General features: G+C 48.4%; 9 protein-coding genes. 1 reads left to right on the top strand and 8 read right to left on the bottom strand.

What is annotated here, in order from left to right:
- Positions 1–50 precede the first annotated feature (50 nt).
- From pflB to TRNA_RS32075, 5 genes are all read right to left on the bottom strand, one after another.
- Entirely contained in the window at positions 51–2,276 is a 2,226-nt protein-coding gene (gene pflB, locus TRNA_RS32050) for a formate C-acetyltransferase (protein WP_003182432.1), read from the bottom strand.
- A gap of 497 nt (positions 2,277–2,773) precedes the next feature.
- Positions 2,774–4,243 carry a D-alanyl-D-alanine carboxypeptidase/D-alanyl-D-alanine endopeptidase gene (gene dacB, locus TRNA_RS32055; RefSeq protein WP_011198028.1) on the bottom strand — a complete coding sequence of 490 codons (1,470 nt, stop codon included), beginning with the start codon at positions 4,241–4,243 and terminating at the stop codon, positions 2,774–2,776.
- A gap of 840 nt (positions 4,244–5,083) precedes the next feature.
- Positions 5,084–6,262: an NAD(P)/FAD-dependent oxidoreductase gene (locus tag TRNA_RS32060; RefSeq protein ID WP_003182436.1), complete on the bottom strand. Its 1,179-nt coding sequence runs from the start codon at positions 6,260–6,262 to the stop codon at positions 5,084–5,086.
- A 36-nt stretch (positions 6,263–6,298) separates the two neighbouring features.
- Positions 6,299–6,733, bottom strand: coding sequence for a DUF1641 domain-containing protein (locus TRNA_RS32065; RefSeq protein ID WP_003182438.1), 435 nt, complete (start codon positions 6,731–6,733; stop codon positions 6,299–6,301).
- Positions 6,734–7,142: 409 nt separating this feature from the next.
- Positions 7,143–7,373, bottom strand: a complete 231-nt coding sequence (locus TRNA_RS32075; RefSeq protein ID WP_003182442.1) for an excisionase family DNA-binding protein — start codon at positions 7,371–7,373, stop codon at positions 7,143–7,145.
- A gap of 92 nt (positions 7,374–7,465) precedes the next feature.
- On the opposite strand from TRNA_RS32075, the gene TRNA_RS32080 reads away from it, so the two are divergent.
- Complete coding sequence (locus TRNA_RS32080; protein ID WP_003182444.1) at positions 7,466–7,690, top strand: hypothetical protein; 225 nt, start codon at positions 7,466–7,468, stop codon at positions 7,688–7,690.
- 81 nt (positions 7,691–7,771) lie between these two features.
- Here the strand turns inward: TRNA_RS32080 and TRNA_RS32085 are convergent, their stop codons facing one another.
- The 3 genes from TRNA_RS32085 to TRNA_RS32095 are packed head-to-tail and all read right to left on the bottom strand — an operon-like array spanning position 7,772 to position 12,087.
- The gene (locus tag TRNA_RS32085) at positions 7,772–9,724 is read right to left on the bottom strand and encodes an AMP-binding protein (RefSeq protein WP_003182446.1); all 1,953 of its coding nucleotides are present in this window, start codon (positions 9,722–9,724) and stop codon (positions 7,772–7,774) included.
- A gap of 30 nt (positions 9,725–9,754) precedes the next feature.
- Positions 9,755–11,284 carry an acyl-CoA carboxylase subunit beta gene (locus tag TRNA_RS32090; protein ID WP_003182447.1) on the bottom strand — a complete coding sequence of 510 codons (1,530 nt, stop codon included), beginning with the start codon at positions 11,282–11,284 and terminating at the stop codon, positions 9,755–9,757.
- A 20-nt stretch (positions 11,285–11,304) separates the two neighbouring features.
- Positions 11,305–12,087 (bottom strand): enoyl-CoA hydratase, encoded by a 783-nt coding sequence (locus TRNA_RS32095; protein WP_003182449.1) that lies wholly within the window; start codon positions 12,085–12,087, stop codon positions 11,305–11,307.
- Between the last annotated feature and the right edge of the window lie 15 nt (positions 12,088–12,102).

Genomic DNA, 12,102 nt, shown 5'->3' on the forward strand with positions numbered 1-12,102 from the left:
ACCTCTTTTTATGAGGCGGAGCGCCTTGGTCGCGCTCCGCTTATTGCTCGCTACATCGATTCATGGAAGGTTCTGCTGATGACGTCTAACTGCTGTTCTTTCGTCAGCTTAATAAAGTTGACCGCATAGCCTGAGACGCGAATCGTTAACTGCGGATATTCCTCTGGATGTTCCATGGCGTCGAGCAGTGTCTCTCTGTTAAATACGTTTACATTTAAGTGATGTCCTGTTTTTGCGGCATATCCGTCAAGGATGCTTGACAAATTGGCGGCGCGGCTCTCTTCGTCTTTGCCAAGCGCTTTCGGGACGATTGAAAAGGTGTTGGAAATGCCGTCGAGCGCATAGCTGTAAGGCAGCTTTGCCACTGAAGACAGCGATGCAAGCGTCCCTTTAGTATCGCGGCCGTGCATCGGATTCGCACCTGGAGCAAACGGTTCTCCCGCGCGGCGTCCATCCGGCGTATTTCCGGTTTTCTTGCCGTAAACGACGTTTGACGTGATCGTTAAAATTGACATGGTCTGAACGGACTGGCGATATGTCTGATGCTTGCGCAGTTTTTTCATAAAGCGCTTGACAATGTCAACGGCGATCGCGTCGACGCGGTCATCGTTATTTCCGTACTTAGGAAAGTCGCCTTCTGTTTCAAAATCGACCGCAATGCCGTTTTCATCGCGGACCACGCTGACTTTGGCATATTTGACAGCGCTTAATGAATCGGCGACAACACTCAAGCCGGCGATCCCAGTGGCCATCGTCCGCAAAATTTCCGTGTCGTGCAGGGCCATTTCAATTCTTTCATAGCAATATTTATCATGCATGTAGTGAATGACATTGAGCGTGTTGATGTACAAGCCTGCGAGCCATTCCATCGTCTGATCGAATTTATGCATCACTTCGTCATAGTCCAGCACGTCGGAAGCAACCGGCGGCATTTCCGGACCGACTTGCATTTTATGCTTTTCGTCTTTTCCGCCGTTAATCGCATATAAAAGAGCTTTCGCCAAGTTGGCGCGTGCTCCGAAGAACTGCATTTGTTTGCCGATTGCCATTGCCGATACACAGCAGGCGATTCCGTAGTCATCACCGTATTCTGGACGCATGATATCGTCATTTTCGTATTGGATCGAGCTTGTTTTAATCGACATTTTGGCACAGTAGTTTTTAAACTTTTGCGGCAGTCTGACAGACCAAAGAACGGTTAAATTCGGTTCAGGCGCCGGGCCTAAATTGTCAAGCGTATGCAGGAAACGGAACGAGTTTTTCGTCACCAGGGCGCGTCCGTCGTGCGCCATTCCGCCGATTGATTCTGTCACCCACGTCGGATCGCCGCTGAACAGTTCATTGTAGTCAGGTGTGCGCGCGAATTTGACCAAACGCAGCTTCATGACGAAATGGTCGACAAGCTCTTGGGCTTCACGCTCTGTTAATACGCCCGTTTTCAAATCTCTTTCGATGTAAATATCAAGGAACGTGGACACGCGGCCAAGGCTCATTGCTGCTCCGTTTTGCTCTTTAATGGCAGCCAAATAGGCAAAATACAGCCATTGAAATGCTTCTCTTGCATTCGCCGCAGGCTTGGAAATGTCAAACCCATAGCTTTTTGCAAGCGCTTTAAGTTCGTTCAATGCTCGGATTTGTTCTGACAGTTCTTCACGAAGGCGGATGTTTTCTTCAGACATCACCCGAGAGGTGCCGGCCGCATCTTTTTTCTTTTCATCGATCAAGAAATCCACGCCGTAAAGCGCCACTCTCCGGTAATCACCGATGATGCGCCCGCGCCCGTAAGCATCAGGCAGTCCGGTAATGATTCCGACTTTTCGGGCGAGCTTCATTTCGTCCGTATATGCGTCAAACACGCCTTGGTTATGAGTTTTGCGGTAATCGGTAAAGATCCTTTCCACTTCTTCATTCAGTTTAAAACCATAGGATTCGCATGCCTGCTTTGCCATTCGGATGCCGCCGAAAGGCTGAAGCGACCGTTTAAACGGCTCATCGGTTTGAACGCCGACGACTTTTTCCAGGTCTTTGTTCAAATATCCGGGACCGTGCGAGGTGATCGTTGAGACGATCTCTGTATCCATATCAAGGACGCCTCCGTTTTCACGCTCTTTTTTTGTCAAATCCATTACATGATCCCATAATGCCGATGTAGCTTCCGTCGGAGGTTCGAGAAACGATTCGTCACCTTGATATGGCTCAAAGTTCGAGAGAATAAAATCGCGGACATTGACTTCTTTTTGCCAAACGTTTGTGGTGAAACCTTTCCATTGTTCCATTTAAATCCCCCTCTTTTTCAAGTTGAAATGATATAACAGTTGTTGCATTTATATCTTATGTTGAATATAACAGGTTTGAATGTGATAAACATCACATATTTTGTGAAATAGTTAACAAATTTGAGAAAGTTCTTTGAACATCGCGTTTTTTTCAATATAGACTGTTGTTTGAAGCAATTTTTATTATTTAAATCTGTATTATAATAAAGTCAAAGGTAACGAAAACTGTTATATAAAAAAGCCGGCAAAATGGCCGGCTTGCACAGAGAAATATTGATCATCAGCCTATCGATACAGTCTGATTGCCGAATGATTCGATGGTGCTTTGGGAGCTGGTGGCAAACATAGCAGTCTTTTGACGAGACCGCTATTGCATGACGTTTTTTCACTGATCTGAGCGAGGAAGCATTTCCGCTCGGAGAGCTCAAGAGCCTTTAAATCCGCCGGCAGCAAAACATGAATTAAAGAAAACCCATTGCCTGCTGCAATGGGAGAAGTCATGAAGAAGCTAATATTTGAACGATTTTGTCTTCAATATCCTTTCCTTTCTCATCATCCACGAGCTGATTGAGGAGAATGGAGAAAATCAATGTCTTTCCGCTTGCAGTATCGACATAGCCCGACAAGGAACTGACGGTTGAAAGAGAGCCAGTTTTCGCCCTGACTTTTCCTTTTAGAGCCGGGTCTTTCAGCCGGTTTCTTAATGTGCCGCCGACCATTCTGTCGCTTTCACCTGCAACTGGGAGTGAACGGGCAAACGACGGAAACCATTTCTCGTCTTGAACGGAATACAATAGCTTTGTGATCTGATGTGCAGAAATCAAATTGATATGCGAGATGCCTGAGCCGTCTCTGAGAACGATTTTTTCCGTGTCCAGTCCAAATCTCTGCAGTTCCGTATTTAACACCTCTAGCCCTTGATCCCAGCTTCCTTCACGTCTCGCGGCCCTTCCCATTTCCTTGATCAGCGTTTCGCCATGGCCGTTGTTGCTGAGCTTCATAAAGGGAATCATCAGCTCTGACAGCGGCATGGATTGATGTGTGGTGATGCGGTGCGCTGTTTTTGGCGCTTTGCCGATTTTAGTCTTTCCCAGGATTCGAATGCCTTGTTGATGTAAAGCCTGTTTAAATAAATCGAGTGCATATTCTGACGGCTCCCAAACCGCAACCCATTGTCTGACCCTTGAAGCGCCTTGTGGAATCGTCCCTTTGATTTGGATGGTATTTCCTCCGTGTTTCCTTTTAATCGTGATATCTTTTTTTCCGTCGGCAGCAACAGTCTTGGCATCGTTTTTGATTTTGACATGGTTTGTTTGCGGGGTGAGCAATACAGCAGGTTTTTTTCCGGTTTTTCCGGCAGGGTTCACGTCGATTATGACCGTTCCGGCATCATAGTCTTCATTTGGCGAAACAGTTAAAGCTGAAATCTGCGCTCCATAGTATGCGTCTTCATCGGTCCAGGAAAGGTCTTGAGAATAGCGGATTTCATCGTACCAGGAATCATCGCCGACCAAGTCTCCCCGGATAACTGTGATCCCTTGTTTTCGGAGTGCTTTGGCCATTTGCTGAAAGTCCGCTGTCAAAAGCGTCGGATCGCCTTTTCCTTTTATATAAAGGCTGCCTTTGAGTGTGCCCGCGGCTCGCGCCCCATCAGCCATTACCTCTGTGGGAAAGGTATAGTCCTCGCCCAGGACGGAATAGGCAGCTGCTGCCGTTAAAAGCTTCAGATTGGACGCAGGTCTCATCCGTGTATCGCCCATATGTCCGTATATCATTTTCCCGCTTTCCGCAGACCTGACGCTGATGCCTGCGAGCGCTCCTTTTAAATCAGGTTCGGTCTTTAACAGCTGATCGATTTGCTCTTTGAGCCCGCCTTTTTCCTCAGCGCCCAAGCCGTCCATGCTGCCGGCCAAAGTCAATACAAAGATCATCATCATACACAGACAAAGCTTCATATGTTTCTTCATCGGATATCCCGCCTCCCGCTTATGTTTTAATACTTTATTGCAAAACGGGGCGGGATATACTCCTATTGGTCGGTTTTCACCAAAAACCTCCGGTATAAAAACAGCAGTATCATAATGTGCAGCGCAATTCCGGTGATCCCGAAAACGAGAAAAAGCCCTTCGTGGGATATTCCCGCCAAGTACGTTTTCGCTGTCCAATAAGGTGAAAACACCGAAAAGCTGCCACGGCACAGGAATAAAATAAACCGCGGCCGGCATGAGAGTGAGCAGGCTGAATCCTTTCATTAAAGCGAGTCCTTCCACTTTGTTTGCGACATAGGCGGCTAAAAGCAGCGTGTAAATCGGGGCTTCAAGCGTGACCATGATCAGGACGAACAATAGGTTCACAGCGCCAGGCGCCATTAGACCGCCGGAGGCAAACAGCAAAATGCTGTAGCATAATGTCATCGCCATCGGCAGGATGAGCCGGATCATGACATATCCGCGCTTCGACAAGGGCGTCACGGCAAAATACTGAATCATATTTTCGTCGCGCTCATCAAGCAGGATAAACCCCGACATGACACCGAGAATCAGGGGGATGAAAAGCATGGCAAGGCTCATGATCAAATGACGGTATGGGGTGATATTGAATTCCGTCAATTCCGCTGACAAAGGAACGCCTGCTGCAGTCACGATGATGAGCAGAAAAGGCGCCAGTCCGTAAAAAGCGAGCTGCGATTCCGTTCTTGTCAGTATATTTTGGTTCAAATTTACCACAATATTTTCATTTGCCCGTCAAATTTAAAGCAAAAAAAAGCACCACTTATAGTTTAAACTATAAGTAGCGCTTCATTTCCATTAATAAGCCAGGCTGAACAGACCTTTTATGTGGCTCAGGTAGCGGACGTTGCTCGCTTCTTTCATCAATGAAGCAGGCAGGCCTTTAAGAGATGTGCTGTTCGCGCCGATAACGGCAACTGCGTCTTTGCGGCCCAGGCTTGCAAGCGTACCTGAGTTGACAGGGCTGAACGTCGCCATTGATTTGTTTTCTAAGTATGCATACAGGTTGTAGCCGATCAGCTCGCCCATTTGCCATGCGATTTGAGCTGTCGGAGGGTACGGACGGCCATCCGGACCGAAGACAACGGCGCTGTCCCCTGCAACAAACACGTCTTCATGTGATGTAGATTGAAGGAAGTCGTTTACAGTTGCGCGTCCGCGGTTGACTTCAAGACCTGATTCGCCGATCAGCGGATTGCCTTGAACACCGCCGGTCCAGACAAATGTATTTGTAACAATTTTTTGTCCGTCTTTCAAATCAACAACGTTTCCTTCTACATTTGTGACAGGCAGTCCTGTCAAGAATTCAACGCCGCGTTTTTCAAGGCTCTTTGTCGCACGTTCGATCAGCTCATCCGGAAGAACCGGCAGGATTTTCGGACCGGCTTCAACAAGCTTCAGCTTGATTTCTGTCGGATCGACACCGTAGCTTCTCGCAAGGCTCGGCATGATATCGGCGAGTTCACCGACAAGCTCGACGCCTGTTAGTCCGCCGCCGCCGATTAAGATCGTAGCATCAGCTTCGTTTTTCGTTTTCGCGTATTCGCGCACGCGCTCTTCAACATGCTTGAAGATTTTGTTTGCATCGTTTGCAGATTTGAGCACCATGCTGTTTTCTTCAAGTCCCGGAATGCCGAAGTAAGCAGTGACAGAACCAAGACCGACGACAAGTGCGTCATATGTCAGGGTAGAGCCGTCAGAAAGAGCGACTTCTTTTTTGTCAACTGAGAAAGAGTTGACTTTGGCGATTTTAAGATCGATGTCTTTTCCTTTGAAAAGCTTTGCAAGCGGCATCGCAACTGCCTGTTCTGACACGTTGCCCGCAGCAAGGCGGTGCAATTCCGTGATGATTTGATGTGTCGGATATTGGTTAACCACTGTGACTTTTGCTTCTTCTTTTGTGTAGTGTTTGCGAACTGTTAGAGCAGACAGTAATCCGCCGTAACCAGCGCCTAAAATGACGATATGTTTTGACATCGTGAATCCTCCGTCCTTATTCTGAATGTATAGTGATTATTTTTGTTTTTCGCGTTCTGACATGATTTGCAGGTAGCTTTGAACAAATCGGAACAGCTTTTGGGCCTGCGGATCTTTAAGCATTTTCAGCAAACCGAAAAGTCCGATGACTTCATTGCTTTCGTCAGCGCGGTCTTTTGCTTCAATGGCGGTAGCCGCGATTTCTTTTGCCGTATCTTTGACAGGCTCAAGAATTTCTGTAATGGCACCGACCGTATCATTTTTTAATACTTCATCAGTTGCAACGGATTGTGCGAAGTCGTAAGACTTTGTCAAAATGTTGACCAGTTCTGTCAGCTTTGGAAGCTGGTCGACTAAAACAGTCAAAGACTCCTGTACTTCAGGTTTTAGCAGTTGATCGATAAGATCGCGTTGGCTTTGGCTTACAGATTCGTTTGTTTGATCAGCTGTTTGATCGATTGTTTCCGGCATAACCAATTCTCCTTTTCAATAAGCGATGTGCTGTTTTTTGAAGGAAGCCCCTTTTTATAGTTTGTGAATTTATGCACAAACAAGTCCGCAAAAAGGCTCTCCCCTTTTGTGTTTGTTTTGCTGTTTTCGGTCTGGAACTCCCGAAAACCCGCAATCTCAAAACACGCTGTATTTTTTACTACTAAATGATAACACTTTTTGAACAAAAAATGAACGTGATTGTTTCGGAAATGAAATAAAATCATAGAAAACTTTATATATAGGGCTTCTTTCATCCCTTTCATTTCCTATATTGTGTCTTTTTTTACGAAACGCCCCATTCACACGGGATAATAGAGACGGAAAACGTGCGAAACTTTCATAGAATCGTATCTGTCAGTTTACATAATAAAGTTATTGTTATCCCGGGTTAATCTTCATCTTTGACGTCCGGATCTTCGGGGATGGGCTCGTTCAGAACGGATTCCGCCCACTCTTTATACTTTTCCATCTGTTCCATGTGCGTATTGAATTGCTCTTTGTTGATTAAATGCTGCTGTCCGTCAAAGACGGTGCGGATTTTCTTTTCTCTGACAAGCTGTTCAACATATGCTTCTGAAAGCGTTAAATATTCTGCGGTTTCCTTTATCGTCAAGTACATGTTTTGTTTCCTCTCGTTTTGATTTAGGCGAACATTGCGATTGTAGGATCATACGATAAGGTATATCAGTTTAGATGATGGAGGCCTATTCTATGTATTCAAAATGGAATTCTGAAACGTCTTATCCGCCTTCAGCCCCGCAAATGCATACCGGTCAATCTTCGCAGCAGATGAACCAAAGGCTGAAAAATCTCGAAGATCAAATGGAATTGCTCATCAAGCTCATGGAAAGCAACAATCAGCTGCTGCGTTCGATTGAAGAGCAGCAGAATCGCGTCTGCACGGCCGGCGGCGGTTCGGTTATCGTCAGGATGTGAGTGTTGGTCGATCGAGCTTCATCAAAATAAAAAGAGGAAGGACGTGTCCTTCTTCTTTGTTTGTAAGCCTTATCCAGTATACTACAGATTTTTTCGCACTGAAAGACCGGCAATTTCATCATATGTTTCGCGGTTTTCCAAAGTTGACAAATCGCCTGCGGGCTCGTTCATATAGGCAGCTCTGATCAGCCGTCTCATCACTTTTGCATTTCTCGTCTTCGGCAAACCGCTGACAAAATAAACCGCTTTGGGCTTGACCGCTTTACCGATCGCATCAGATGCAAGGTTCAGCAAATCATCTTTTAATTCTTCCGACGGCTTTTCCGACTGTCTGAGGACGACGAAGCAGACGGCAGCCTGGCCTTTGAGCTTATCCGGAACGCCGATGACGCCTGCTTCCGCCACCGCTGGATGGCCGACCAGAACGGACTCTATTTCGGCGGGGCCGATCCTTTTCCCGGCAGCATTGATCACATCATCAGAGCGTCCGCTGATCGTCCAGTAGCCGTTTTCATCCCGTTTTGCCCAATCGCCGTGCACCCAGACGTCGGTCCAGCGGCTCCAATATGCTTCTTCGTATCTTGACGGCTCCTTCCAAAAACCGTTCGTCATGCCGACCCAGGGCTTTGTCAGGACAAGCTCTCCGACTTCATTGACGACTTCCTCTCCTTTTTCATTGAAGACATTGGCCGCCATGCCGGGAAGAGGCGAATTAAACGTCATCGGCGTGATCGGCCGCAGGAGCACATTGCCTAAAATTCCGCCTGAGATCTCTGTTCCTCCTGAATAATTAAATATAGGAATCCGTTCTTTTCCAACATGGCGGAACAGCCACATCCACGGCTCATAATTCCATGGTTCGCCCGTTGAGCCGATTGCCTTCAGACTGTTCAGATTGTATTGATAGAGAAAATCTTCGCCGTGCTGCATCAGCGAGCGAATGAGCGTCGGAGAGACGCCGAGATGCGTCACCCGGTGTCTGCTGACAAGCTCCCACAGCCGATCCGGGGCCGGGTAGTCCGGTGCTCCGTCAAACAGCAAAACAGCCGCTCCGTTTATGAGGCCCCCGAATATTAAAAACGGCCCCATCATCCAGCCCATGTCTGTAAACCAGAAAAATGTGTCCCCTTGTTTGACATCCATCCCGAATCCCGCATCAAATGCAGCTTTCAGCGGAAAACCGGCATGGGTATGAACCGCTCCCTTCGACTGTCCTGTCGTCCCTGATGTGTATAGCAGCATGAGCGGATCTGAACTGTCCATTTCTTCGGTGTTTTGCATGGGCTCGTTTTTCATCAATTCATTCCAGTCGATATCTCTCTTATAATTCCAATCTTGATCGCCGCCGTGAAGCTTGCAGACGACGACTTTTTGAACAGTGGGGGAACGGTCCGCGGCTTTGTCAGCTTCTTTCTTCATGCAGACCTTCTTTCCCCTTCGCAAAAAGGCATCTGCTGTGACAAGGATTTTCGCTCCGGCAGCGGTAAGTCTCGCCGCTGCTGCATGGGCGCCGTAGCCTGAAAAAACCGGTGAGAATACCGCTCCGATTTTAGCGGCGGCCAGCATGGCGATGACCGTTTCGGGGATCATCGGCATGTAAATCGCAATGACATCCCCTTTTGAGATGCCTTGCTTTTTAAAGCCTGCCGCCGCACGGGCGACTTGTTGGTGTAAAGAAGAATAGGTGATCTGTTCTGTTTTTCCGTCTTCACTTTCCCAGATGAGTGCCGTCCTGCCGGCCGTATCAGGCCGGCGGGCCCATTTTTCCACGGCGTTGTAAACGGCATTTAAGCGGCCGCCGGTAAACCATTGCGGCCATTTTATGCCTTTGTCGAGATTCAATGTTTGGCTGTACCGCTTGTACCAGCTGATCCCGAGCGCTTTTTCGGCCTCTTCCCAGAACCAGGCGATATCGTTTGTACTTGCTTTCAAAAAATCATCATAGTCGGAAAAACCGAGGGCTGTCATCCATTGAAACAGCCGGGTTGTTTTTACAAATTCCGGATCAGGCTGCCAAACCGCTTTTTCGCCCATGCCGTTTCCTCCTTTTCGTTTCATTGGCCTTTAGACGGGATAAACAGGATGCTTCCGTTCCGTAAATGTCATGTATTTGGTCATATATGCATTCAGCCGTTTGATGAGTTCCGTTCGCAGCGAGTCGGCCGGAATGATCCCGTCGACAATCATTTCTGAAGCAAGCCGGTAAATGTCTATGTCTTTTTGGTACTCTTTCCGTTTTTCGGCGATGAATGCGGACCGTTCTTCTTCAGGCAATTCTGCGATTTTTTTAGCGTAAACGGCATTTACCGCTGCTTCCGGGCCCATGACGGCAATTTGCGCCGTCGGCAGCGCCAGACAGCAGTCAGGTTCAAAGGCCGGACCGGCCATCGCATACAAGCCTGCACCATAAGCTTTCCTGACGATGACGGATATTTTCGGTACGGTTGCTTCGGCCATCGCTGAAATCATTTTCGCACCGTGTCTGATGATACCCGCCCTCTCGACTTTCGTTCCGATCATAAAACCGGGGATGTCAGCCAGAAACAGCAGCGGGATATGATAGGCATCACACAAATTGATAAACTTTGCGGCCTTGTCTGCCGAATCGTGGAACAAAACACCGCCTTTGACCCGCGGCTGATTGGCAATGATGCCGACAGGCTGCCCGTGAATCCTTGCCAAACCGGTAATCAGCTCTGGCGCGAACAATTTTTTGATCTCATAAAAAGACGCTTCATCAATGATCCGATCGATTAAATCCATCATCTGAAACGGAGCGTTTTGGTTTTTCGGAATGATGTCCTCCAATGACCGGTCAAACGGACGGGCGGATTTTGCTTCAATGACAGGCGCTTTTTCGGTGTAGTTCGACGGAAAGTAGGAAAGATACCGGCGCGCCGACTTGATCGCATCTTCTTCCGTGTCGGCAAGAATGTCTCCGCAGCCTGAAACAGAACAGTGCATTCTCGCGCCGCCCATTTCTTCAAGCGATACTTTTTCGCCGATCACCATTTCCGCCATGCGCGGCGAGCCTAAATACATCGAGGCGTTACCTTCGACCATAATGACGATGTCGCAAAAAGCCGGTATGTAGGCGCCTCCTGCCGCTGAAGGCCCGAACAAGAGACAGATTTGCGGGATGCGCCCGGATAATTTGACTTGCTGATAAAAAATCCGCCCCGCTCCTCTTCGCCCCGGAAACATGTCAACTTGATCCGTAATCCTTGCGCCTGCCGAATCGACCAAATAAAGAAGCGGGCAATTCAGTTTTTCGGCTGTTTCCTGGATGCGGATGATTTTTTCAACGGTTCTCGCTCCCCATGATCCTGCTTTGACAGTTGAATCATTGGCCATGACGCAAACGGTTCGCCCGCCGATTTTTCCGATTCCAGTGACGACTCCATCTGCCGGTAGCCCGTCAGCCATGCAATTGGCAAAAAACGCGTCCTCTAGGTCGAGTCCTTCGTCAAGCAGCAGCTTTAATCGGTCTCTGACAAATAATTTCCCTTTTTTCTTATTAGCTTCATGGTATTTCTCCGCGCCGCCCTCCTGAATCCGGCGGATGCGTTCATACAATTCCTTTTCGGCCGGCATCGGCTGTCCCTCCGTTCGTTTTATTCTCCCGTATAATCCGGCTTCCGCTTTTCTGCAAAAGCTTTCAGCCCTTCTGTCCTGTCTTTCGTCGGAATCGTCAGTTCATAGGCTTTTTGTTCAATGGCAAGCCCTGTTTCGATAGCTGTCTCAAGGCCTTGATTGATGGCAAACTTCGCTTGTCTGACGGCTACCGGTCCGTTCGCCGCGATGTTCGCCGCGATGCTTTCACTCGCTTCCTTTAACTTCGAAAGCGGAACGACATGTTCAACCAGGCTGATCTTTTGCGCTTCTTCGGCGCTGATGCGGCAGCCGGTAAAGATCATTTCTTTCGCCTTTCCCCTGCCGATCAAGCGGGGCAGCCGCTGTGTCCCTCCTGCCCCTGGAATGATTGCGAGCGTTGTTTCGGGGAGGCCGAGTTCAATATGTTCGGCTGCGATCCTGATGTCGCACGCCAATGCAAGCTCCAGCCCCCCTCCTAAAGCGCTTCCGTTTAATGAAGCGATGACGGGCTGCGGCAGTTTTTCCGTTTCGCTGACCACGCGTTGAATCAGGGAAACAGCCTGCTTCGCTTCTGTTTGGCTCATGCGGGCTCTTTCCTTTAAATCGGCGCCTGCACAAAACGTCCTGTCCCCTTTTCCCGTTATGATGACACAGCGGACGGCCGGGTTTGAACGAATATCTCGAAGGATGCGCTGAAAGTCGTCGAGAAGCCCAAGCGAGAGGGCATTTGCAGCCTGCGGCCTGTTCAGCGTCAACACGGCGACCGACTGCTCGTTTATGGAATAAAGAACATTGGGCTCCATTCGGTCTTCCTCCTC

The organism is Bacillus licheniformis DSM 13 = ATCC 14580, assembly GCF_000011645.1.
GTDB classification, from domain to species: domain Bacteria; phylum Bacillota; class Bacilli; order Bacillales; family Bacillaceae; genus Bacillus; species Bacillus licheniformis.